Here is a 24,097-nt window from a genome sequence, read left to right on the forward strand (position 1 = left end):
ACGGCAGGGCCCGCGGCGGCCTCGGCCGCGCCGTCCGCCGGGAGTGCCGGGCCGCCCGCGCCCCTGGCCCGCTTCGTGCCGCGCTCGCTCATACCCGCTCCACCGTCCCGTGCTCCACCGCGAACCGGGCCCCCACCAGGACGCCCGGCACATCGTCGTCCACCGCCGCCGTCACCAGCACCTGCTCGCCGGGCGCGACCAGCTCCGCCAGCCGCTCGCGCCGCTTGGCGTCCAGCTCGGCGAAGACGTCGTCCAGCACGAGCACCGGCTCGGCGCCGTCGGAGCGCAGCAGTTCGTACGACGCCAGGCGCAGCGCGAGCGCGTACGACCAGGACTCGCCGTGGCTGGCGTAGCCCTTGGCGGGCATCGGGCCGAGCTTGAGCAGCAGGTCGTCACGGTGCGGCCCGACGAGCGTCACCCCGCGCTCGATCTCCCGCCCGCGCGCCTCGCCCAGCGCCTCCAGCAGCCGCCCGTACAGGTCCTCGCGGCCCTCGGCCCCGGCCGTCTTTCCCCAGCCTCCGGCCGGGGGCGCCTCCGTCTCGCCTCGCTCGCCCATCGAGCTCCGGTACTCGAAGCCGAGCGGGCCGCCGCCGGGGGCGAGCTGTTCGTACGCCTTGTCAGCCAGCGGCTGGAGCTCGGCCACCAGGTCCAGGCGCTGCGCGAGCAGTTCCGCGCCGACCCGCGCCAGATGCTGGTCCCACACGTCCAGGGTGGACAGATCCCCCGCAGACTTCGTCGCGGGAGCTACCCCCAGACCCTTGCTGCCGTGCCTGCGGGCCATCGCGGCGGATTTGAGCAGCGTATTGCGCTGCTTGAGCACCCGGTCGTAGTCGCTGCGGACCCCGGCCAGGCGCGGGGTGCGGGCGGTGATCAGCTCGTCGAGGAAGCGGCGGCGCTCGGTCGGGTCGCCCTTGACCAGCGCCAGGTCCTCCGGCGCGAACAGCACGCTGCGGACGATGCCCAGCAGGTCGCGCGGGCGGCCGGGCGCCGAGCGGTTGACCCGGGCGCGGTTGGCCCGCCCGGGATTGATCTCCAGCTCCACGAGCTGCTGCCGGTCGCCCTGGACGACCTGGGCCCGTACGACCGCGCGCTCGGCGCCCATCCGGACCAGCGGCGCGTCGGTGGAGACCCGGTGGCTGGACAGCGCCGCCAGATAGCCGACGGCCTCGACCAGATTGGTCTTGCCCTGCCCGTTGGGCCCCACGAAAGCGGTGACGCCCGGGTCGAGGGGGACCTCGGCCCGGACGTAGGAACGGAAGTCGGCGAGCGAAAGGTGCGCTACGTGCATCGCGTGCTGTGGCGCGGGACCGCGCCGACCTCCCTGCTGTCTGGCTTTCGTACTACTCGGCGGCGGTGACCGCGTGCCCGCCGAATTCGTTGCGGAGCGCGGCGATCATCTTCATCTGCGGCGAGTCGTCCTGGCGGGACGAGAACCGGGCGAACAGCGACGCGGTGATGGCGGGCAGCGGCACGGCGTTGTCGATGGCGGCCTCGACCGTCCACCTGCCCTCGCCGGAGTCGTCCGCGTGGCCGCGCAGGGCGCCCAGGTGCTCGTCCTTGTCGAGCGCGTCCACGGCCAGGTCGAGCAGCCAGGAGCGGATGACCGTACCGGACTTCCAGGAGCGGAAGACCTCGCGGACGTCGGTGACCGAGTCCACCGCCTCCAGCAGCTCCCAGCCTTCGGCGTAAGCCTGCATCATCGCGTACTCGATGCCGTTGTGGACCATCTTGGCGAAGTGGCCCGCACCGACCTTGCCCGCGTGCACGGCGCCGGAGTCGCCCTCGGGCTTGAGCGCGTCGAAGATCGGCTGCGCCTTGGCGACGTCCTCGTCCTTGCCGCCGTACATCAGCGCGTAGCCGTTGGCCAGGCCCCAGACACCGCCGGAGACGCCGCAGTCGACGAAGCCGATGCCCTTGGCCGCCAGCTCGCCGGCGTGCCGTTCGTCGTCCGTCCAGCGCGAGTTGCCGCCGTCCACGACGAGGTCGCCGGGGGAGAGCAGCTCGCCCAGCTCGTCGATGGTCGACTGGGTGGCGGCCCCCGAGGGGACCATGACCCACACGACGCGCGGTCCCTTGAGGGAGTCCACAAGCTCCTGGAGGCTGTGGACGTCGGCGACATCCGGGTTGCGGTCGTACCCGATGACGGTGTGTCCGCCGCGGCGGATGCGCTCGCGCATGTTGCCGCCCATCTTGCCGAGACCGATGAGACCGAGCTCCATCGCAGATCCTTCGTTCGAAGCGTGTCTGACCTGAGCCGAGCCTACGACGGCCCGCTGTGACCGGCTCAGCCGGACGGTGTGTCCGGCGGCCGGGCCGCGGCGGCCGGTGACCGCCCGCCGGACGACAACAGCCGTCAGCCGGACAGCCGCACCGGCATGATCAGGTACTTGTACGCGTCGTCCGCCTCGGCGTCGAGCGCGGGACGGCCGCTGAGCAGCGCGGGCTTGGTCGAGGTCGTGAAGGAGAGCTGGGCCACGGCGGAGTCGATCGCGCTGAGGCCGTCGAGCAGGAAGGTGGGGTTGAAGGCGATCGAGATGTCGTCGCCCTCCAGCTTGGCGTCGACGCGCTCCACAGCCTGTGCGTCGTCGCTGGAACCGGCCTCCAGGGTGAGCACGCCCTGCTCGAAGCTGAGCCGCACCGGGGTGTTGCGCTCGGCGACCAGCGCCACGCGCTTGACGGCCTCGACGAACGGCGCGGTCTCGATCACCGCGATCGAGGCGAATTCGGTGGGGAAGAGCGTGCGGTACTTCGGCAGGTCGCCTTCGAGCAGCCGGGTGGTCGTACGGCGGCCGGCGCCCTCGAAGCCGATCAGGCCCTCGCCTGCGCCGGATCCGGCGAGCGCGATGGAGACGGTGTCTCCGCTGGTGAGCGACTTGGCGGTGTCCAACAGCGTCTTGGCGGGCACGAGCGCGACGGCGGAGATGTCGGCCTGCTCGGGCTTCCACAGGAACTCGCGGACCGCGAAGCGGTAGCGGTCGGTGGCGGCGAGCGTGACGGTGTCGCCCTCGATCTCGATCCGCACACCGGTGAGCACCGGGAGCGTGTCGTCGCGGCCCGCGGCGATGGCGACCTGGGAGGCGGCGGCGGCGAAGATCTCGCCGGGCACTGTGCCCGAGGCGTCGGGCATCGCGGGCAGCGCCGGGTACTCCTCCACAGGCAGGGTGTGGAGTGTGAACCGCGAGCTGCCGCAGACCACGGTCACGCGGATTCCGTCGGTGGAGATCTCCACCGGGCGGTTGGGCAGGGCCCGCGAGATGTCGGCGAGCAGCCGCCCCGAGACCAGGACCGTGCCCTCCTCGTCGACCTCGGCCTCCACCGACACCCGTGCCGAGACCTCGTAGTCGAAGCCGGAGAGGCTGAGCTTGCCCTCCTCCGCCTTCAGCAGGAGCCCGGCGAGGACGGGCACCGGGGGACGGGCCGGGAGGCTACGGGCTGCCCAAGCCACTGCCTCGGCGAGTACGTCGCGCTCCACCCGGATCTTCACCGGAACCGCCTCCTGCTTGTTGCTGGCTGTCGGGGAACAGTCTGACGCACAGCACCGACAGTCGGTGCGGGTTGGCGTCAAGCCGCGACACGAGCCGCAGGGCGGGTCCGGCCGAGTTGTGCACAGCCCCCGCTTCGAAGCAGGTTCCCATCTATCTCTACGTAGTCGTAGTAATAGGGGTTGTGGATACCGTGGATAAGTGGTTCCGGTGCAGGTCAGACCCTGTTTTTTATCCACCGGGCCTGTGGGTGGGGCATGGGGACAACCAGGGGGTCCTGTGGACGGCCGGAAGTTGTGCACACCCGATTCACAGGTGACCCCGGGTTCTCCCCAGCGCTGTCCCCAGAAATACCCGGGTTCTCCCCAGGCCAACCCACCACCTTGGTGTGACGCCTTTCACTCTTCCGTGGGACCAGGCGCGTTTCGTTGCCGAACAGTGGACAGAGATGTGGAGAAACGATCCCATGCTGTGCACAACGGGCCCCAACCTGTGGGCGAGCGGTGGACAACGCGAAGTGACCCCCAAGAGGTGTCCTTTCTGTCCACAGTCTGTGGATTCGGGTTGCCCACATATCCACAACCGGCTGAGCTGGGCGTACCTCCGTTGCGGCGCCCGGCCTGTGGAGACTTTCTGGACAACTCCGGTGTCCCCAGGGTGTGGACAGTCCATTCGCCACAATCCTGTGGACAACTGCCCCTCGGCGCACGGGAATCGAACAGGGCGCGGCGCGGCGGTGGACGGCGCACCACGCGAAAACGCCCCGGGAGAGGTCTCCCGGGGCGTTTTCGCGTGGTGCGTGCGGGCGGTGCGTGCGGGCCTTTGGCTCAGCTCTTGATGCGGTTGGTCAGCTCCGTCACCTGGTTGTAGATGGAGCGCCGCTCGGCCATCAGGGAGCGGATCTTCCGGTCGGCGTGCATGACCGTGGTGTGGTCCCGGCCGCCGAAGAGCGCGCCGATCTTCGGCAGCGACAGGTCCGTCAGCTCGCGGCACAGATACATGGCGATCTGCCGGGCGGTGACCAGGACGCGGCTGCGCGAGGAGCCCGACAGGTCGTCCACGGCCAGCCCGAAGTACGCGGCGGTCTCGGCCATGATGGCCGTCCCGCTGATCTCGGGGACCGAGTCCTCGCCGCCGGGGATCAGGTCCTTCAGCACGATCTCGGTGAGCTGGAGGTCGACCGGCTGCCGGTTGAGGCTGGCGAAGGCGGTGACCCGGATGAGCGCGCCCTCCAGCTCGCGGATGTTCCGCGAGATCCGGGACGCGATGAACTCCAGCACCTCCGGCGGGGCGTTGAGCTGCTCCTGCACGGCCTTCTTGCGCAGGATCGCGATCCGGGTCTCCAGCTCGGGCGGCTGGACGTCGGTGATCAGGCCCCACTCGAAGCGGTTGCGGAGCCGGTCCTCCAGGGTGACGAGCTGCTTGGGCGGCCGGTCGGAGGAGAGCACGATCTGCTTGTTGGCGTTGTGCAGGGTGTTGAAGGTGTGGAAGAACTCCTCCTGCGTCGACTCCTTGCTCGCCAGGAACTGGATGTCGTCGACGAGCAGGATGTCCATGTCCCGGTACCGCTTGCGGAACGCGTCCGCCTTGCCGTCCCGGATCGAGTTGATGAACTCGTTGGTGAACTCCTCGGAGCTGACGTACCGCACCCGCGTCCCCGGGTACAGGCTCCGCGCGTAGTGCCCGATCGCGTGCAGCAGGTGCGTCTTGCCGAGTCCCGACTCCCCGTAGATGAAGAGCGGGTTGTACGCCTTGGCCGGGGCCTCGGCGACGGCGACCGCGGCCGCGTGCGCGAAACGGTTGGACGCGCCGATCACGAAGGTGTCGAAGAGGTACTTCGGATTCAGCCGGGCGGTCGGCTCGACGGCGCCGCCGGAGGAACCCGAATGGCCCGAGTGGTCCCGGCGGCCCGAGGGGTCGGAGTGCCCGGAAGGCCCCGAGGGCCCGTCGAGCCGGCCGCCCGACAGGTTCGGCGACGCGTGCCGCCCGGTGGACTGCGGCTGCTGGTCCTGCCGGCCCTGGCCCTGCTGCCGGTCCTGCTGCTGGTAGCCGCCGGACTGCGGCACGTAACCGCCCTGCGGCGACTGCGGGTACGCCTGGTGCGGTACGACCGGGTAGCCGTCGTGCGTGTCCTGTCGGTACCGGTGGCTCTGCTGTTCCTGGTACGGCTCGCGGTCCTGGAAGCCGCTGTTCTGCGCGGGCAGGGTCCAACTGTCGGTACGCGGCTGCCGCCAGCCGTCGTCGCTCTGCCGCGGCGGCCACTCGTCGGGGCCCGCGTGCCTGCCCTGGCTCTGCTGCTCGGGGTAGGCGCGGCGCATCCGCATACCGTCGTCCCCGGGGTCGCCGTGCCGCTCGTCGCGGTGGTCCTGCCGGTGCTCGTCGCGGTGATCCGCGCGGCGGTCGTCCCTGCGGTCGTCCAGCCGGTCGTCCCTGCGGTCGAGCTGCCGCTCGTGCTGCTGCTCGTACGGGTCCTGGTCGTGATCGATCTGCGGGCCCGGCTCCTGGTCGCCGCCGGACGCGACGGCGATGGCGATCCCGACAGGGTGACCGAACTCACGGCTCAGCACCTCGGTGATCAGCGGCAGCAGCCGCCCCTCCAGGACGCTCTTGGCGAATTCGTTGGGCGCGGAGAGCACGGCGGTGCCCGCGACCAGGGCCAGCGGCTGGGTGCGCTTGAGCCACTCCGCGTCCTTGGGCTTCAGGTCCTCGCTGTCCACCAGCAGTTTCTGGAGTACGCGCGGCCACACTGCGGCAAGATCGGCGGTTACGTCAGCCACAGGGCACGCTCTCTCGTCGCTTAATGGTGCAAGTGCGGGCAACTCCCGCGAAAGTGTGGTCCTGAAGACAGGCGGGAAGAGTCGGGAGTTCAGCCACGGTAGTCAGGGGGTAGGCACGGTTCAAGTCGTTGTCCACAGGGTGTGTACAAATGCCGGGCCCGCGACCGCCGGGTTTGACCGGATGGCCTAGCCGCGCGTACCGTATCGAGGTCGAGTTGTCGATGGCTGCTGCCGCCTGCCTACCGATGGGCGAGGGTCTTCCGGAAGTCTCCGGATGATCGTCAAGCGGTGCACCTGATCTGTTCCGCGAGTTTCTTCGTGGGCGCACGGTGACAGCCAGGCGACGCCCCGCCGGACACGATTTTCCCTGGAGCCCCCGAGTGAGCAAGCGCACCTTCCAGCCGAACAACCGCCGTCGTGCGAAGACCCACGGCTTCCGTCTGCGTATGCGCACCCGCGCCGGCCGCGCGATTCTCGCGACCCGCCGTGGCAAGGGCCGCGCCCGCCTGTCCGCCTGATCGTCACAGGTCTCATGCCGTGCTGCCCACCGAGAATCGGCTGAGGCGGCGCCAGGACTTCGGAGAAGCGGTTCGCCGAGGACGCCGAGCGGGTCGACCGCTGCTGGTGGTCCATCTGCGCAGCGACATCACGGACCCGCATGTGCCGGGGGGGAGCACTCCCCCGGTGCGTGCGGGTTTCGTCGTGAGCAAGGCGGTGGGTGGCTCGGTGCAGCGCAATCTGGTCAAGCGCCGACTGCGTCATCTGGTCCGCGAACGCCTGTCGCAGCTGCCCCCCGGTAGCCTGGTAGTCGTACGAGCGCTACCCGGAGCCGGTGGCGCTGACCATGCGGAGCTGGCCCGCGACCTGGACGCCGCCCTCAAGCGGCTGCTGGGTCGCGACACCCGAGGCGAAGCCGAGGGGAGGGTGTCCCGATGAAGTACCCGCTGCTGGCACTGATCAAGCTGTACCAGTGGACGATCAGTCCGCTGCTCGGCCCGGTCTGCCGGTACTACCCCTCGTGCTCCCACTACGGGTTCACGGCCATCGACCGGCACGGCGCGATCAAGGGCACCGCCCTGACCGCGTGGCGCATCCTGCGCTGCAATCCCTGGTCGCCGGGCGGCGTGGACCATGTCCCGCCGCGCAAGCGGCCACCATGGCACGATCGGCTGCGCCGCGCACTGCGGGGCGGCTCCGACGGGCCCGTCACGCCCGAGCCCACCGGACCCTCTCACGCCCAAGGAGCCTGATCGTGGGGATTCTGAACCCCCTCTACGACGCCGTCTCGTGGATCATCGTCCAGTTCCACTCGTTCTACAGCCTGATCTTCGACAAGGACAGCGGCTGGGCGTGGGGTCTGTCCATCGTCTCGCTGGTGGTCCTCATCCGGATCTGCCTGATCCCGCTGTTCGTCAAGCAGATCAAGTCGACCCGGAACATGCAGGCGCTCCAGCCCAAGATGAAGGCGATCCAGGAGCGCTACAAGAACGACAAGCAGCGCCAGTCCGAAGAGATGATGAAGCTGTACAAGGAGACGGGTACCAACCCGCTCTCCTCGTGCCTGCCGATCCTGGCGCAGTCCCCGTTCTTCTTCGCGCTCTACCACGTGCTGAGCAACATCGCCAAGGGCCACGAGGTCGGCGTGATCCACGCCAACCTGGTCGACAGCGCCAAGAACGCGCACATCTTCGGTGCCCCGCTGGCGGCGAAGTTCCTGGACGGTGCGGCCAAGGTCGAGTCGCTGGGCGCCACGCAGACCAATGTGCGCATCGTCACGGTGATCATGATCCTCATGATGTCGGCGTCGCAGTTCTACACGCAGCGCCAGCTCATGACGAAGAACGTCGACATGACGGTGAAGACCCCGTTCATGCAGCAGCAGAAGATGCTGATGTACGTCTTCCCGGTCATCTTCGCCGTGATGGGTATCAACTTCCCCGTCGGTGTCCTCGTCTACTGGCTGACCACCAACGTGTGGACCATGGGCCAGCAGATGTTCGTGATCCGGCGTAACCCCACCCCCGGCAGCCTCGCGTTCCAGCAGCGCCAGGAGCGGCTGCGCGCCAAGGGCAAGATCGTCGAGGCCCCGGAGGAAGTGGCCGCCAAGGAGGCCGTGGAGGTCGCGCGCGCCAACCGCACCCAGCCCAAGCGGCAGCCGAAGTCCAAGCGCCAGACGACCCCCACGGGCAGTGCCACCGGCGGCGGCACGGCGGGCGGCACCGGTGGCGGCGGCGCCCCCAGGGCGGGCGGTGGAGCCCCGCGGGCGGGCGCTCCCAAGGCCGGTGCCCCGAAGGCGAGCGGCGGCTCGGCAGGCACAGGCAGGACAGGCGGCGGTACGAAGCAGGGCGGCGCTCCGGGCAAGCAGGGCGGTTCGCCCGGCAAGCAGTCCGGTGGCAAGGCCAAGCCGACCAACCTGTCGAAGAAGAAGTAAGAGGAGCCCAGGCGTGAGCGACGTCAACACCACCACCGCACCCGACAACGGCTCGGCCGCGACCCTGAACCGGCTGGAGCAGGAGGGTGATATCGCCGCCGACTACCTGGAAGGTCTGCTGGACATCGCGGACCTCGACGGTGACATCGACATGGATGTCGAGGGCGAGCGCGCGTCGGTGTCGATCATCGGTGACGACGGCACCCGTGATCTGAACAAGCTGGTCGGCCGGGACGGCGAGGTGCTGGAAGCCCTCCAGGAGCTGACCCGGCTCGCGGTGCACCGGGAGACCGGTGAGCGCAGCAGGCTGATGCTGGACATCGCAGGGTTCCGGGCGCGCAAGCGGGCCGAGCTGGCGCAGCTCGGCGCGAAGGCGGCGGCGGAGGCCAAGGCCAGCGGTGAGCCGGTGAAGCTGGACCCGATGACGCCGTTCGAGCGCAAGGTCGTGCACGACGCCGTGGCCGCCGCGGGCCTGCGCAGCGAGTCCGAGGGCGAGGAGCCCCAGCGCCGGGTGGTCGTACTCCCGGTCTGACCGGACGCTGTGTGGTACTGCTCTGTCGGCCCCGTCTGTTCGCAGGCGGGGCCGAACCTTGTGAGTGACCTAGGAAAGGACAGCCCCCGTGACGGAGGCAGCAGCGGAGCTTCCCGCGCCGCCCGAGCAGGCCAGGACGGTCTTCGGCGACCGGTTCGCCGACGCCCTGCGCTATGCCGAGCTGCTCGCGGACGCCGGGGTGCGCCGCGGCCTGATCGGCCCGCGCGAGGTGCCCCGCCTGTGGGAGCGGCACCTGCTGAACTGCGCGGTGCTCTCCGAGGTCATCGACGAGGACGTGTCCGTGTGCGACGTCGGCTCAGGCGCCGGCCTGCCGGGTATCCCGCTGGCGCTGACCCGGCCCGATCTGCGGATCACGCTGCTGGAGCCGCTGCTGCGCAGGACCACCTTCCTCGAAGAGGTCGTCAAGGTGCTGGGGCTGACCAATGTCACCGTGGTGCGCGGCCGGGCCGAGGAGATGATGGGCAAGCTGCCCCCGGTGGACGTGGTGACCGCGCGCGCCGTGGCGCCGCTGGAACGGCTCGCGGGCTGGGGCCTGCCGCTGCTGCGCCCGCACGGTGAGATGGCCGTCCTCAAGGGCGACACCGCGCTGGACGAGCTGAAGGCGGCCAGGGCCGCGCTCGACCGGCTGGGTGCGGTCGACACCTCCGTGGTCCAGGTCGGCGAGGGCGTCGTGGACCCGCTCTCCACTGTCGTACGCGTCCTGGTCGGCGAGAGCCCCGGCGGCGTACGCGCCGCGACCCGGCGGGCGAAGGCCGCGCGGGCGAGCCGTAACCCGCGGGGCGGCGCTCCCCGCCGTCGCCGCTGAGCCGCCTTCCTCGAACAGTCCCGCGCTGAACCCTCCCTCTACGCCATACAAACGGCCAAACAGACATAATCCGGAGTGTCTGCGGAGTTAGCGGTCCGGCGCTGTGCATCGTGTTCCACGTGAAACGTCGCTCGCTGCTACCAGGAGTCCTCAGCCGCGGCCGAGCCGCGGCCGAGGCACACGCCAACAAGTCCTCCAAAACGCCCCAGTCGGTGGATAGATCTACGGCTTCATCCACAGGCAGCCAAGTCTCGCTGGTTCATCACCCCTCCGGCATGGCAGGCTCTTCTCATAGCGAGCCTGAAGTCGAGGAGTGTGAGTCCTTGCGGTCCGACGCCAACATCGCGGGACCGATGGCCGATCCGGTCCCCGGTCCCCGCACAGCAGAGTTTGCCGGGGGCCCGATTGCCGTGCCCCCGGGGTTCGGAGACGGTGTTTCACGTGAAACATTGCCTCCCATGGATGACACCCCGATCGGCCGCGCCGCGCAGTTGGCCGTCGAGGCACTGGGACGCGCCGGGGAAGGACTTCCCCGACCGGCCCAGACCCGGGTGATGGTGGTCGCCAACCAGAAGGGCGGGGTCGGCAAGACCACGACCACGGTGAATCTGGCGGCGTCCCTGGCGCTGCACGGAGCCCGGGTACTCGTGGTCGACCTGGACCCGCAGGGCAACGCCTCCACGGCCCTGGGTATCGACCACCACGCCGAGGTCCCCTCGATCTACGACGTCCTGGTGGAGAGCAAGCCCCTGTCCGACGTCGTGATGCCGGTCCCCGATGTGGAGGGCCTGTTCTGCGCGCCCGCCACCATCGACCTGGCGGGCGCCGAGATCGAACTGGTCTCCCTGGTCGCCCGCGAGAGCCGGCTCCAGCGGGCGATCGAGGCGTACGAGCAGCCGCTGGACTATGTCCTGATCGACTGCCCACCCTCGCTCGGTCTGCTGACCGTCAACGCGTTGGTGGCCGGGGCCGAGGTCGTCATCCCGATCCAGTGCGAGTACTACGCGCTGGAGGGCCTGGGCCAGCTCCTGAAGAACGTGGAACTGGTCCGCGCGCACCTCAACCCGAAGCTGCATGTGTCGACGATCCTGCTGACCATGTACGACGGACGGACCCGCCTCGCCTCGCAGGTCGCGGAGGAGGTGCGCACGCACTTCGGCAAGGAGGTGCTGCGGACCAGCATCCCGCGGTCCGTGCGGATCTCCGAGGCACCCAGCTACGGCCAGACCGTACTGACCTATGACCCGGGCTCCAGCGGCGCGCTGTCGTATCTGGAAGCCGCCCGGGAGATGGCCCTGCGCGGAGTCGAGGCGTCGGTCGCCGTCGAGTACGACCCGCAGGGCGAGTACACCCAGCACGATGAGCAGAACCCGCACAGCATGTCGGAGGGGATCCAGTGAGTGATCGACGCAGAGGGCTCGGCCGTGGTCTCGGCGCGCTGATCCCGGCCGCGCCGCAGTCGACGGGCGGCGCCCAGGGCGCGGCACCGGTACTGACGCAGGAACGCGGCGTCGCCGCGGCCAAGGTGGCCGGACTGGTGGACCGCAGAGTTCCCGAGGTCGCGCCGCCCGTGGTGGACATCCCTGTTTCACGTGAAACAGAGCCGGACCTCTCCGACGCGAAGAACCCCGTACCGGGTGCCTACTTCGCGGAGCTGGACCTGGATTTCATCACCCCGAACCCGCGCCAGCCGCGTGAGGTCTTCGACGAGGACGCCCTCAACGAACTGATCACCTCCATCAAGGAGGTCGGTCTGCTCCAGCCGGTCGTCGTGCGTGAGATCGGCAAGGACCGTTTCGAGCTGATCATGGGCGAGCGCCGCTGGCGGGCCTGCCGCGAGGCCGGCCTGGAGCGGATTCCGGCGATCGTCCGGGCGACCGACGACGAGAAGCTGCTCCTGGACGCCCTCCTGGAGAACCTGCACCGGGCCCAGCTCAACCCGCTGGAGGAGGCGGCGGCGTACGACCAGTTGCTCCGTGACTTCTCCTGCACCCACGAGCAGTTGGCGGACCGGATCGGGCGCTCCCGCTCGCAGGTCTCCAACACGCTGCGGCTGCTGAAGCTGTCCGCCCCGGTGCAGCGCCGGGTCGCGGCCGGGGTGATCTCCTTCGGGCACGCGCGGGCGCTGCTCTCGCTGGACGACCCGGAGGAGCAGGACAAGCTGGCCCACCGGATCGTCGCCGAAGGGCTGTCGGTGCGCGCGATCGAAGAGATCGTGACGCTGATGAACAGCAACCCGAAGCCCACCAGGAAGAGCGCGGCGCCCCGGGCCGGGCGTCGGGTCTCCCCGGCCCTCACCCACCTCGCCTCCCGGCTCTCCGACCGCTTCGACACCCGGGTGAAGGTCGACCTGGGGCAGAAGCGCGGAAAGATCGTCGTGGAATTCGCGTCGATAGAGGATCTGGAGCGCATCCTCGGGGCGATGGCCCCGGGCGAGGGCAATGTGCTGGAGAACCGGCTCGAAGAGGAAACCGAGGACGAAGACGGCGAGTGACGCGGGCGCGCCCCGGCGTTCGCGCCGGGGTGTACGTGGGCAGTTCGGTTCACGGCAGAGATGGGGTTCAGGCCACATGGGACGTCGGCTGGCACCACTGACGCTCGACAACCTCCCGGACCTCCCCAAGCCCTGCCGCGACTGCGTCTTCTGGGAACTGGACCCGGTCAGCGGCGAGGCGGCCGTCCAGGCGGGCAAGCCCGAACTGGAGAAGGAGGCGTGGATCTCCGCCGTTCTGCTGGAGTGGGGTTCCTGCGGCCGGGTCGTCTACGTCGACGAGGTGCCCGCGGGCTTCGTGCTCTACGCGCCCGCCGCGTATGTGCCGCGCTCCCTGGCCTTCCCGACCAGCCCGGTGTCGGCGGACGCCGTCCAGCTCATGACCGCGCGCATCCTGCCCGGGTTCCAGGGGCAGGGCCTCGGCCGGGTGCTGGTGCAGACCGTCGCCAAGGACGTCATCCGGCGCGGCTTCAAGGCGATCGAGGCGTTCGGCGACGCCAAGTGGACCGCCCCCTCGTGTGTGCTGCCCGCGGACCATCTGCTCGCGGTGGGCTTCAAGACGGTCCGCCACCACCCGCGCTATCCCCGGCTGCGGCTGGAGCTGCGCTCCACGATCTCCTGGAAGGAGGACGTCGAGATGGCCATCGACCGCCTCCTGGGCGCCGTCCAGAAGGAACCGGCCCTCCGGCCCCTGTGAGCCGCTGTCGCTCCGAACGGCGTCGCCGTGAACCCGGACAGCGAGAGGGCCGACCCCCGGATCGGGGGTCGGCCCTCTCGTGTTCCACGTGGAACACGCGGACGCTGTTCCACGTGGAACAGCGTCCGCCGGTGAAGACGTCAGCCGATGAAGTCGGACAGGTCGCGCACGATGGCGGCCTTCGGCTTGGCGCCGACGATGGTCTTCACGACCTCGCCGCCCTTGTAGACGTTGAGCGTCGGGATGGACATCACGCCGTACTTCGCCGCGGTGACCGGGTTCTCGTCGATGTTCAGCTTGACGATGGTGATGTTCTCCGCGTGCTCCTCCGCGATGGCCTCCAGCGAGGGAGCGATCTGGCGGCACGGGCCGCACCACTCCGCCCAGAAGTCCACCAGCACGGGCTTGTCGCTGGCGAGCACCTCCTCGGCGAACGTCTCGTCGGTCACTTGCTTGGTCTTGCCGGCCACGGCGGTCTCCTCAGGTCGTGATGTGTGCGTGTCGGGGGTGAGGGTGGAAGGGGGTCAGACGGCGGCCTTGTCGGCTGACGTGTCGGCCGTCTCGGCCTTCTCGGCGTCGGCGAGGGCGGCCAGGTAGCGCTCGGCGTCCAGCGCGGCGGAACAGCCGGTGCCGGCCGCGGTGATCGCCTGACGGTAGGTGTGGTCCACGACGTCTCCCGCGGCGAAGACACCGGGGACGTTGGTCCGCGTGCTCGGCGCTTGGACGGTGAGGTAGCCCTCGCCGTCGACGTCGAGGACGCCCTTGAACAGCTCACTGCGCGGGTCGTGGCCGATCGCGATGAACAGCCCGGTGACGGGCAGCTCCGAGGTCTCGCCGGTCTTCGTGTTGCGCAGGGTCAGACCGGAGAGCTTGCCGTCGCCGTGGATCTCGGCGACCTCGCTGTCCCAGACGAAGGAGATCTTCGGGTCGGCGAAGGCGCGGTCCTGCATCGCCTTGGACGCCCGCAGGCTGTCCCGGCGGTGCACGATCTTCACGGACTTGGCGAAGCGGGAGAGGAAGGTCGCCTCCTCCATCGCGGTGTCGCCGCCGCCGATCACGGCGATGTCCTGCTCGCGGAAGAAGAAGCCGTCACAGGTGGCACACCAGGAGACACCACGGCCGGAGAGCTGGTCCTCGTTGGGGAGGTTCAGCTTGCGGTGCTGCGAGCCGGTGGTGACGATGACCGTCTTGGCGCGGTGGACGGTGCCCGCCGAGTCCGTGACGGTCTTGATGTCGCCGCCGAGGTCGACCGCGACCACGTCGTCCGGGACCAGTTCGGCGCCGAAGCGCTCGGCCTGGGCGCGCATGTTGTCCATGAGGTCCGGGCCCACGATGCCGTCGCGGAAGCCGGGGAAGTTCTCCACCTCGGTGGTGTTCATCAACGCGCCGCCGGCGGTGACCGACCCCTCGAAGACCAGCGGGTTGAGGGATGCGCGCGCCGTGTAGAGCGCCGCGGTGTACCCCGCGGGCCCCGAGCCGATGATGATCACGTTACGGACGTCGCTCACGGGTGTCTTCCTCGTCTCTGCGGACAACTGCGGGGGCCCTGGCTGGACTCTCGTCCTGCCTAACGGATCCTACGGGTCCAGCATTCCCCGGACGGCACGGCGCACGCCGTACGCCACGTCCCCGGACGAACGGCTCAACGCGGGTAGGTGCTCCGGAAGAGAACCGCGCCGGGACTGGTCGCCGTACAGGCGGCGCTGACCACGAACGCGTCGACCGCCGAGGCGTCACTCGGGTGCGGCAGCACCACGAGATAGGAGTCCGTCCCGTGAAAGGACTCACGCTCGGCGGCCAGCGCCGGGCCGGTGCGCTGGGTGGCCTTCAGCACACACGGGGGGACGGTGGTCACCGCCTTGTCCGGGCTCATGGTGGCGCCCTCGCTGCTGACGCCGGGACCGCTGAGCATCGGGGAGTCGGACGCCCCGGCGACGTGGTTCGGCGCCGCCTCGTTGAGCAGCTCCCGCACCTGGACCGCGATCGGGTCGGCGGCGGCGTCCGCCTTCTTGTTGCCGGCGGTCGCGTCGCTGTGCGAGGTGGCGTCGTCGCCGAGGTGATAGATCGTGACGCCCAGGCCGACCACGACCACGGCGGAGGCGGCGACGAGCAGTCCGCGCCGCCAACGCCGACCCGCGCGGCCGGGACCGGTGGACCCGGAGGCGCGTCCGTCGGGGCCGGTCGATGTTCCACGTGGAACATGCGTCGGTGTCGGTGACGGCTGCGATGTTCCACGTGGAACATCGGGCTTGGTGGCGTCGAGGAGCGCTTCGGCGGCGAGCGCCGCGTCGATCCGTCCGGCGATGTCGGCGGGCATCCGCTGCGGTCCCGGCAGGGTGCCGAGCAGCCCCCTGATCTCCTCCAGGGAGTCCCGGACATCGGCGCACAGCGAACAGTCCGCGATGTGCTCGGCGACCTCCGTGGCACGCTCGGGGCGGAGCAGCCCCTCGGCCAGGTCGGAGATCTCGGCGACCTCGGGATGCGCGTCGTGGTCCGCTGTCGATGTCACCGCTGTTCACCTCCGCCCTGTTCCGGTCCCGTCTCTGGGACGGATGTCCCCTCCGCCCGGTTCCTTCCCCCGCCGCGATCGGCGCTATCCACGCCCTGTGTGCGCAGATGGGTGACGAGGGGAAGCAGTTTCGCCCGGCCTCTGGCGCACCGGCTCTTGACCGTACCGGTGGGCACATCGAGCACCGCGGCGGCCTCGGCGACCGAGTAGCCCTGCATGTCGACCAGGACCAGTGCGGCGCGCTGGTCGGGCGGCAGCGTGGTGAGGGCGGCTATCAGCTCGCGGTGGAGTTCCCCGCGCTCGGCCGGGACCTCGGCCGACTCGTGGGGTTCGAGCAACGCCTCGAAGCTCCCCTCGTCGGCTACCGGGGCCGTCCTGCGGGAGGCGGCCTTACGGGCCCGGTCGAGGCAGGCGTTGACCGTGATGCGGTGCAGCCAGGTGGTGACGGCCGACTGGCCGCGGAAGGTATGGGCGGCCCGGAAGGCGGACACCAGCGCGTCCTGGACGGCGTCAGCGGCTTCCTCGCGGTCCCCCAGGGTGCGCAGCGCCACGGCCCACAGCCGGTCGCGGTGGCGGCGCACCAGCTCGCCGAAGGTGTCGGGATCGCCCGCGACATGACGGGCCAGGAGATCGGCGTCGGCGACATCGCCGAGCGGGTTTGCCTCCAAGGCCGTTCTCCCCCGTCCCCTGTGGGTGTCGCCGTGGGTGTCCCCGCGGCCGTCGCCGCGGGGTCAGCCCGTCTCCGGGATCAGCCCGTCACGCTGATCTCGGAGATCCTGCCACGGAAGTGACTGGTCTCGGCAGGCGCCAGACGCGTCAACCACACCAGCACATAGCGCGAGGTGAGATCGGCGCTCGGCTTGAACGTCACCGAACTGCCCGAGCCTTCGGCCACCTTGGTGAAGGCGTCGAACGTGGTCGGCATCGCGGAGGCGCCCTTGGGCGCGGCCAGGAGCTGCGCGGTGACGTCGCCCACGAAGTCGACCTTCACCGTGCTCACGTGCTTGGCGCTGCCCAGGTCGACGATGACGCCCACGCCGGCCTTGAGATTGCCCAGATCGGCGCCCAGGTAGTAGTTCGTCTCCCAGTACGTGGAGGGGTCGCCGTCGAACGCCTTGGGGAGATCCTTCGGATTCTCGCTGCCGTCGCCGAGCGGGTCGAAGTCCTTCAGCCCGGCGATCTTGATCGGGACCGGGGCCTTGCGGGTCGGGTCCTGGCTCGCCTTCTGGCCGGTCGTCGGGTGACTGGTCGGCTGGTCCTCACGCGACTTGAGGGTGTCCGCGAGCTGCCAGCTCCCCAGGCCGATCGCCACGATCACCAGCGCCGAGACGGCCCATTTCAGTGCCCGGCCGGTACGGCCGGGCAGAGTGGGCGGCGGAGTGGGGGCGGCGACCGCGGGCGGCTGCGGCGTCCCCGGTGGCGCGGGCGGCTGGCGGAAGGCCGCGACCGGGTAGACCGGCGGTGCCTGCTCCGGCGGCCGGATGCGCGGGATGCCCGCGACGGCCTTGGCCAGCTCCTCGGGAGTGGTGCAGGGCGGGTCCTGCCGGGAGGCGGTCGCGCCGTCGTTGACGAGCGCGCGCATGGCCAGCTCGGACAGCCTGCGGTGGACCCCCGCGCGGACCTGGTCGGGTGCGACCAGGCCGACGCCCTTGGGCAGCCCCGCCAGACCGTGCGCGTCCTCCTCGTACGGCCAGCGCTGCGTGAGCGACGCGTAGAGCAGCGCGCCGATCGCCTCGGTGTCCTGCCGCTGCGGACGTTCGGAGTTGAGCCCGCGCAGTGCGGCGGCGACCGCGAGGCCGCGGATCCGGTACTGCCCGGAGACCGTACGCAGCACGGCGCCGGGGTCGAGACGCAGGTGCGCCAGGCCCTCGCGGTGGGCGGCGGCCATGCCCTGGGAGACCTGGCTGACCATCTGGTACGCCTCGTGCGGCTCCATCGCGCCCGCGGCGAGCAGGTCGGCCAGCGAGGAGGCGTCGGGCAGCCACTCGTGGATGACGTACACCAGGTCGTTCTCCTCGACGGCGTCGAGGACCTGGACGAAGCGCGGGTCGCCGAGGAGCGCGGCCGACCGGGCGGCGGCCAGCACTTGGCGGGCTCGCCGGTGGTCGGCGGGCAGGATGTGGATGCCCACCGCCCTGCGCAGCTTCTCGTCGACCGCGCGCCAACTGCTGAAGCCGTCGATCCGGGTGACGCACTCCGCGAGCTGGTAGCGCCGGGCGAGCTTGTGACCGCTGTGCAGCTCGGGCTGCGCGCTGCGGACGGGCCTGGGTGCCGTGGTGGCGCTGCCGCCGCCCTTGGCGGTGCCGGCGGGCCGCCGGCCGTCGGCGGTCGCTGTGGAGGCAGCTGTGGGGCTTCCTGGGGCGTCCTCGGCCGCCGGGCGGTCTCCGTCCCCGGTCTTCTCGCCGGGGGCGAGCGTGGCGGTGCCCCCGGAACCGGACGACGAGGGCGCGGGGGCCGGTGCGGACGGGGCCTTCGCGGAGGCGACCGGCGTCCCCTTGGCCGGGGTGCCCTTGGCGGAGGTGCCCTTGGCGGGAGTGCCCGTCGCGACGGGCGCCGTCGCGGAAGCCGCCTTGGCGCCGTTCGTCGAAGCGGACGCCTTGGGGCTCCTGCCGTCCTTGACGGTCTGCTTGGCGGCCCTCTTCGCCGGGGCCTTGGCCGCCGACTTCGTCGCGGGCTTGGCCGCGGTCTCCGCGGCGGCCGTGGCGGAGGACGCGCCCGAGGTAGTGGCGGAGGTCATGGCAGAGGACCTGGTGGAGGTCGTGGTGGAGTTCTGGGCGGCGGCGGGGGTCTCCTCCGATGACGAGGGCACCGCTGGCAGCACGGCGGTCGTCAGCTTCGTCGTCGCCGTCGGCGAGGACGCGGGGGCCGTCGCGGGCACGGGCGCCGTCAGTTCGGCGGTCGCGGCCACCGCGGTGTCGACCACCACGGTCTCGCTGGTCGCGCTGTCGCCGTCGTCCGCGGCCGACATCGAGGTTTCGGCGGTGGTCCGCGTGCCGTCCGACCCGTCCTGGGATCGTGTGCCGGAGTCGGCGCTGTTGCTGGTCTGGTCGTCCGTCGTCGTCCCGTCGGATGTGGCGCCGTCCTGCTGGGCGGCGAGCGGGGGCTCGCCACCCTCATTGGCCACTCCGACGGCGGCCGTGCTCCGATCCGCCACCGTCGTTCCTGCCTCCCCATCCATTGCGCGATCCCACATCGAGCCGATGACAATTGTGCCCACAGTCCGGCTCTATGCACGACACACAGGGAACCGGGATGGTTGCCCGCCGCTTCGCGACGGTGGTTCGTTCAGCGCCCGAGCCGTCCTCGCACCATGCCGATCATGGCGGTCATCTCCTCGATCCTCATCCGCTTGGCCGCGAAGAGGAAGATTCCGAGCAGCAGGCCGCCGCCCACCACGAGCGCGGCGAGCGAGCCCACGGCGCCGCTGCCCAGCGCCCCGAGCACGGCGTAGACGGCCAGCCCCGCGATCAGCGCGGCGGGCACGCAGGCGCCGGTCAGACGGGCGTAGGTGCGTACCACCCGCTTGCCGTCCAGGTCGCCGTCGAGCCGCGAGCGCAGCCGCTTGGCGGCCACCCCGACGCCCACGGCGTACGCGAGACCGTACGCGGCGGCCATGCCGACCACGGCCCAGCGGGAGGGCAGCACCACGAAGCAGATGGCCGCCGCCGCCGCGTTGACCGCGGCCACGATGACCGTGTTGTAGAAGGGCGTGCGCGTGTCCTCGAAGGCGTAGAACCCGCGCAGGATCACGTACTGCACCGAGAAGGGGATCAGTCCGGCGCCGAAGGCCATCAGGATGAATCCGATGTTGCGCGCGGAACCGGCGCCGGTGCTCGCGTAGAGCAGGCTGCACATCGGGACGCCCAGGGCCAGGAAGGCGAAGGCGGCGGGCACGATGGCCACCGCCGAGGTGCGCAGACCGTAGGAGATGTCGTCGCGCACCGCGGAGATGTCGTTGTCCGCCGCGGCCCGCGAGATCCGCGGCAGCACCGCGGCCATCACCGAGACGGTGATGATCGCCTGGGGCATCTGCCAGATCAGCAGCGCGTTGTTGTACGCCGTGATGCCGGTGCCCTGGTTGCCGCTCTTGTCGGCGTTGGCGCCCGCCCAGGTGGCGAGCTGGGTGACGACGATCAGGCCCGCCTGGTTCGCCAGCACGAAGAAGAACGTCCACTTGGCGAGCTTGGCGGCCTTGCCGAGACCGTGGCCGCGCCAGTCGAAGCGCGGCCGGAACTTGAAGCCCGCGTCCCGCAGATACGGCAGCATCGCCAGCGACTGCACGGTCAGACCGAGCAGCGTGCCGATGCCGAGCAGCCGCGCGCCCTCGGGAGTGATGGTCGTCGCGTCCATCCGGGTGGTGCTGTAGGCGCCGTACACCCAGATGAACATGCCGAAGCTGAAGATCACCACGATGTTGTTGAGGACCGGAGTCCACATCATCGCGCCGAATTTGCCGCGCGCGTTGAGCACCTGGCCCATCACCACGTGCACGCCCATGAAGAAGATGGTCGGCAGGCAGTAGCGGGCGAAGGTGATGGCGATGTCGTACGTGTCGGGGTTGTCGGCGATCTTCGCGGACATCAGCCGGATCAGCAGCGGCGCCGCGATCACGGTGACGGCCACGATGCCGCCGAGCACCACCATCACGACCGTCAGCAGCCGGTTCGCGTACGCCGTACCGCCGTCGTCGTCGTCCTTCATCGCGCGGACGAGCTGCGGGACGAAGACGGAGTTCAGGCCGCCGCCGATGGTGAGGATGTAGATCATCGTCGGCAGCGTGTTGGCGACGGCGTACGAGTCGCCGAGGGTCGCCACGCCGATCGCGGCGGCGATCACCAGGGTGCGGACGAAGCCGGTGAGGCGGGACACCAGGGTGCCCGCGGCCATCAGCGCGCTGGACTTGAGGATGTTGCCCGCGCGCGTGCTGGAGGTGGCCTCCGCCGCGCGCGGCGGCCTGGCGGCCATCGGCGGCGCGGCCGGGATGATCGGGATCTGCCCGGTGGCGTCCAGCGCGGACACCGGCTCGCCGATGTACGAGGGCGTGTACGCGTACTGCACGGGCTGCTGTTGCTGGTTCGGGTACGGCAGATTCGCGTAGCCGTACCGCGGGTCGGCGTACCGCTGGTCCTGGTAAGCGGCCTGCCCGTACGCCGGATTCTCGTACGCGGGCTCGGCGTACCCCGTCTCGGCGTTGTCCGCGGGCGCGGGCGAGTGCCCGTACGCCGCCGGGTCCGGGTAGCCGGGCGCCTGCTGCTGCTGGTGCTGCGGCGGATAGCCGTAGCCCTGCTGTGGCTGCTGCTGCGGGTACGCGTACCCCTGCTGGGGGTGCTGCGGCTGCTGGTACTGGGCGGGTCCCGGCTGCTGCTGTTGCCTGGGGTCCTGCGGCGGCGCGTACCCCTGTTGCGGCTGCTGGGCCTGAGGTGCCTGCGGGGCTTGGGGCTGTTGCGGGGGCGCGGCGCCGGAGCGCTGGTCGCGGAAGAGGTGCTCGAACGCGTCGTACCCCGGCTCCTGCTGGCCCTGCTGGCCCTGACCGCCCTGCTGCCCCTGGGGCGACCCGCCGACCAGGTCGTCCACGCCGACGTACTGGGTCGCGGAGTTGTCGCCGTACGGCATCTGGGGGTACGCCGAAGGCTGCTGCTGCGGATACTCCTGCCCGTACGGCGGCGGCGGGTGCGCGGCGCGGTCGTACAGCGCCTCGCCCACCGGGTCCTGCGCGGTGGGGTCCTGCTGCTGGTACGGGTCGTAGGCGTAGGTGTTCTGCAGATACGGGTCAGGGGGTGAGGGACGCTGCTCGGGCGATGGAGGCATCTGGCCCGCAGAGTCGCGATCACCGTCATACGGCGCGTTCATCAGTGCCCCACCTTATTGTCCGCCGGCTATCCCTCCACCTTCTCACCCGTCGGGGACAGCTCAACGCTTTCCCGACCGGTGTCCTCGGTGTCAGTGCCAGGGTCACCCGGCTGCCCCGGATCACCGTCCTCCTGTCCGCCGCCGTTGTCCCCGTCCTCACCGTCCCCGCCGTCTCCACCGCTGTCCGCGGCTGCCTGCCGCTTCCGCTGACGGTAGATGCGAACGCCCGCGAGCACCAGAAGCAGCAGACCGGCGGCGATGATCAGCATCACCAGATCGGTGACCTTGGTGATCTTGACGTCGAACTCGACGGCGTTGCTGTTGCGGTAGAGGACGCCCTGCGCGGTGAAGAGCGCCGCGGTGACCCTGACCTTGCCGTTCGCGCTCGCCGACGTCTGGAACTTCAGGGTACGGGTGTGGCCGCCGTCGATCGCGATCGGCTGCTGCGGGTCCTTGATCTCCAGCCGGATGTCGGTGTTCGACGTGAGACGCAGCACAAGGTTGGTGATCGGCTGGTTCAGCTCGTTCTTCACCGTCACCGGAATGGTCCCGCTGCGGCCGGAGAGGGTGAGGGTGGTCTTGGGCAGGATGCGGACCGCGTTGATCAGGTCCTGGAGGTAGCCGCCGATCGAACCGCGGAATTCGGTCGCGTCCGCGGGGTCGCCGCGCCAGCCGGCCGACATGGCGCGCAGCACCGAGTTGCCGAAGGGCACCGTCACCTTGTCCTTGCGGGTGAGGATGGTGACGAAGTCGTTGAGATGGGTCTGCGTCTCGCTGAGCTGCTGGAAGGCGCCCACGGACAGCTCGTGCCTGCGCAGCGCCTTCGGGTACTTCTTCGTCGACGGCACCTTGCGGTTGGCGTCCGGGTCGGCCTTGGCCTTGGCGGCGGTGTCGAAGCCGACGCTGGCGGCCCACGGGCTCGTGCCGACGGTGCCGATCGCCTCGGCCATCGCCTGCGCCTGCGAGACCGTGGGCATCCGCTGCGGGGCGACCAGAATGGTGCGCTGCTTCTCCGGCGCCTGCATGGTGATCATCAGGGTCTGCGCGATGAAGTCCTGCACGGCGAGATCGGCGGTCTCCGCGCGCAGCATGTCGCCCTCGAAGGCGGTGGACAGCGGGGCGTCGGCGACCACCGCGGTCACCCCGTGGCCGATCGGGCGGGCAGCGTTGGGCGTGTAGCTGAGCGAATCGCTCTCGCTGACGCTGTCGCTGCGGGCGACGATCCGCTTCGCGCCGCCGGTACGGGCGACCGAGACGATGTCGGGGTCGACGGCCCCGTCCACCGGCCAGGCCACGTCGGAGGTGGCCTGAACGCCGAGGACGGTGTCGAGGGTGCTCACGCCCAGTTCTGACGCGGTCTTGAGGTGGTTGAGGGTGCCGGGCACGCGCAGGCCGTTGTGCGCGACGGAGGCCAGGTCGGTGTCGGCGAACGGCAGCGCGATCACCTGGTCGCCCGCGACAGCGCTCTTGAGCGAGTTCAGCCACGCCTTGGCGACCGCGCCACCGGTGCCCTCTGTGGTGTTGGTGACGTCGCCGCCGGGACCGGCGACCCGGTACGGCTTGGTCATGAAGTCGATCGAGGCGAGCAGGTCGGGATCGATGATCCAGGTCACCGGCAGCGACTTGGCCAGGTCCACCATCACCTGGAGCCGCCCGCCGGGGGCCAGCTCCTTGGCGAGGTCGTCGTCGAGGAAGATCGGGCTCTGCTGGGAGTCGGTGTCACCGCGGGCGGCCACGTGCGGCCGGTCGGTGAGCGGCCACAGGTACGTGATCTGCGTCGCCTTCGCGGTGGTGGTGTTGGTGTCGTACCAGGGCAGGAAGGTGCGCTTGATGCCCAGGACGTGCTCGCCGGGCTCCGCGGACGTCTCGCCGTCCAGCGCCACGCCGAGCTGGTAGACGCCCGAGGCGTCGAAGCCCAGGGACTTCACCGGGACCTTGAGGGAGAAGGGCAGGCTCTGCCCGGCCGAGATCTTCGGGAGGTCGACCGTGTGTCCGTCGATCTCCGAGCCGTCCAGGTAGCTGGTGTAACCGGTACGGTCCTGGGCGCTCTTCATCGCGCTGAGGGACGTCAGGGGGCCGTCCGGGGCGATCCTGACGCCCATCCGGGCGCCGGTGATCGTCGTCTTGCCGTTGTTGGTCACCGTGCCGGACACGGTGACGGAGCCGTCCTTGGCGGGGACGCGGGGGTCGACCTTGTTCAGCGTCACCGCGGCGGTGCGCGATCCGCTGCCGACGGCGGCCTGCGCGCCCGGCGCCTGGAGCGTCTGGACGACCTGGAGCAGCCCGGTGAGCAGCGTGCCCGTGGCGATCAGGGCGACCGCCCGCAGCAGACGCGGCGAGCGCGCCGACGGGGGTCCTCCGGGTGCCTGTGCCGCCTCGCCCACGCGTTCGCCCGTCCCTCGTGTCGGATGTCGACGGGCGGGCGACGGTGGTCGTCGGTCCGCCCATCTGATGTGCGTGCTGGCATGTTAACGATCGGCGCTGTGCCAAAGTGCTGCGGAG

Annotated in this window: 20 protein-coding genes; 9 read left to right on the forward strand and 11 right to left on the reverse strand. The window is 70.4% G+C overall.

Annotated features, from left to right (window positions below; genetic code table 11):
* Positions 1 to 88 precede the first annotated feature (88 nt).
* From recF to dnaA, 4 genes are all read right to left on the reverse strand, one after another.
* Positions 89 to 1,288, reverse strand: coding sequence for a DNA replication/repair protein RecF (gene recF / locus BGM09_RS19430; protein ID WP_188282912.1), 1,200 nt, complete (start codon positions 1,286 to 1,288; stop codon positions 89 to 91).
* Positions 1,289 to 1,340: 52 nt separating this feature from the next.
* Positions 1,341 to 2,357 carry a phosphogluconate dehydrogenase (NAD(+)-dependent, decarboxylating) gene (gene gnd, locus BGM09_RS19435; RefSeq protein ID WP_411158335.1) on the reverse strand — a complete coding sequence of 339 codons (1,017 nt, stop codon included), beginning with the start codon at positions 2,355 to 2,357 and terminating at the stop codon, positions 1,341 to 1,343.
* Positions 2,354 to 3,484, reverse strand: a complete 1,131-nt coding sequence (gene dnaN, locus BGM09_RS19440; protein WP_188282913.1) for a DNA polymerase III subunit beta — start codon at positions 3,482 to 3,484, stop codon at positions 2,354 to 2,356. Before dnaN ends, gnd begins: the two co-directional genes overlap by 4 nt.
* An 825-nt stretch (positions 3,485 to 4,309) precedes the next feature.
* Positions 4,310 to 6,259: a chromosomal replication initiator protein DnaA gene (gene dnaA / locus BGM09_RS19445; protein ID WP_188282914.1), complete on the reverse strand. Its 1,950-nt coding sequence runs from the start codon at positions 6,257 to 6,259 to the stop codon at positions 4,310 to 4,312.
* A gap of 380 nt (positions 6,260 to 6,639) precedes the next feature.
* Here dnaA and rpmH point away from each other — a divergent pair, with 380 nt between their 5' ends.
* From rpmH to BGM09_RS19490, 9 genes are all read left to right on the forward strand, one after another.
* Positions 6,640 to 6,777: a 50S ribosomal protein L34 gene (gene rpmH, locus BGM09_RS19450; protein WP_030354375.1), complete on the forward strand. Its 138-nt coding sequence runs from the start codon at positions 6,640 to 6,642 to the stop codon at positions 6,775 to 6,777.
* Positions 6,778 to 6,796: 19 nt separating this feature from the next.
* A complete protein-coding gene (rnpA, locus tag BGM09_RS19455) occupies positions 6,797 to 7,195 on the forward strand; it encodes a ribonuclease P protein component (protein ID WP_188282915.1) in 399 nt (132 codons plus the stop codon).
* The gene (gene yidD, locus BGM09_RS19460) at positions 7,192 to 7,509 is read left to right on the forward strand and encodes a membrane protein insertion efficiency factor YidD (RefSeq protein WP_188282916.1); all 318 of its coding nucleotides are present in this window, start codon (positions 7,192 to 7,194) and stop codon (positions 7,507 to 7,509) included. The genes rnpA and yidD overlap by 4 nt, the downstream gene beginning before the upstream one ends.
* A gap of 2 nt (positions 7,510 to 7,511) precedes the next feature.
* Complete coding sequence (yidC, locus tag BGM09_RS19465) at positions 7,512 to 8,690, forward strand: membrane protein insertase YidC (RefSeq protein WP_411158334.1); 1,179 nt, start codon at positions 7,512 to 7,514, stop codon at positions 8,688 to 8,690.
* Between the two features lie 13 nt (positions 8,691 to 8,703).
* A complete protein-coding gene (locus BGM09_RS19470) occupies positions 8,704 to 9,222 on the forward strand; it encodes a protein jag (RefSeq protein WP_188282917.1) in 519 nt (172 codons plus the stop codon).
* Between the two features lie 88 nt (positions 9,223 to 9,310).
* Positions 9,311 to 10,048 carry a 16S rRNA (guanine(527)-N(7))-methyltransferase RsmG gene (gene rsmG, locus BGM09_RS19475; protein WP_188282918.1) on the forward strand — a complete coding sequence of 246 codons (738 nt, stop codon included), beginning with the start codon at positions 9,311 to 9,313 and terminating at the stop codon, positions 10,046 to 10,048.
* A gap of 275 nt (positions 10,049 to 10,323) precedes the next feature.
* Positions 10,324 to 11,448: a ParA family protein gene (locus BGM09_RS19480; protein WP_188282919.1), complete on the forward strand. Its 1,125-nt coding sequence runs from the start codon at positions 10,324 to 10,326 to the stop codon at positions 11,446 to 11,448.
* The gene (locus tag BGM09_RS19485; protein WP_188282920.1) at positions 11,445 to 12,542 is read left to right on the forward strand and encodes a ParB/RepB/Spo0J family partition protein; all 1,098 of its coding nucleotides are present in this window, start codon (positions 11,445 to 11,447) and stop codon (positions 12,540 to 12,542) included. Before BGM09_RS19480 ends, BGM09_RS19485 begins: the two co-directional genes overlap by 4 nt.
* Before the next feature lie 76 nt (positions 12,543 to 12,618).
* Positions 12,619 to 13,236, forward strand: coding sequence for a GNAT family N-acetyltransferase (locus tag BGM09_RS19490; RefSeq protein ID WP_188282921.1), 618 nt, complete (start codon positions 12,619 to 12,621; stop codon positions 13,234 to 13,236).
* 140 nt (positions 13,237 to 13,376) lie between these two features.
* Here BGM09_RS19490 and trxA read toward each other — a convergent pair whose 3' ends face one another.
* The 7 genes from trxA to BGM09_RS19525 all read right to left on the reverse strand — a co-directional run bounded on the left by trxA (position 13,377) and on the right by BGM09_RS19525 (position 23,979).
* Complete coding sequence (gene trxA / locus BGM09_RS19495) at positions 13,377 to 13,706, reverse strand: thioredoxin (protein ID WP_188282922.1); 330 nt, start codon at positions 13,704 to 13,706, stop codon at positions 13,377 to 13,379.
* 54 nt (positions 13,707 to 13,760) lie between these two features.
* A complete protein-coding gene (gene trxB / locus BGM09_RS19500) occupies positions 13,761 to 14,744 on the reverse strand; it encodes a thioredoxin-disulfide reductase (protein WP_188282923.1) in 984 nt (327 codons plus the stop codon).
* A gap of 134 nt (positions 14,745 to 14,878) precedes the next feature.
* Positions 14,879 to 15,745: a hypothetical protein gene (locus tag BGM09_RS19505; RefSeq protein ID WP_188282924.1), complete on the reverse strand. Its 867-nt coding sequence runs from the start codon at positions 15,743 to 15,745 to the stop codon at positions 14,879 to 14,881.
* A complete protein-coding gene (gene sigM, locus BGM09_RS19510; protein ID WP_188282925.1) occupies positions 15,742 to 16,413 on the reverse strand; it encodes an RNA polymerase sigma factor SigM in 672 nt (223 codons plus the stop codon). Before sigM ends, BGM09_RS19505 begins: the two co-directional genes overlap by 4 nt.
* Before the next feature lie 80 nt (positions 16,414 to 16,493).
* A complete protein-coding gene (locus tag BGM09_RS38910; protein ID WP_411158336.1) occupies positions 16,494 to 18,482 on the reverse strand; it encodes a protein kinase family protein in 1,989 nt (662 codons plus the stop codon).
* A gap of 548 nt (positions 18,483 to 19,030) precedes the next feature.
* Positions 19,031 to 21,553 (reverse strand): murein biosynthesis integral membrane protein MurJ, encoded by a 2,523-nt coding sequence (gene murJ / locus BGM09_RS19520; RefSeq protein ID WP_223187282.1) that lies wholly within the window; start codon positions 21,551 to 21,553, stop codon positions 19,031 to 19,033.
* A 68-nt stretch (positions 21,554 to 21,621) separates the two neighbouring features.
* Positions 21,622 to 23,979 carry a DUF6049 family protein gene (locus tag BGM09_RS19525; protein ID WP_188282928.1) on the reverse strand — a complete coding sequence of 786 codons (2,358 nt, stop codon included), beginning with the start codon at positions 23,977 to 23,979 and terminating at the stop codon, positions 21,622 to 21,624.
* Positions 23,980 to 24,097 lie beyond the last annotated feature (118 nt).

This window comes from Streptomyces sp. CBMA29, assembly GCF_014596445.1.
Lineage (GTDB): Bacteria > Actinomycetota > Actinomycetes > Streptomycetales > Streptomycetaceae > Actinacidiphila.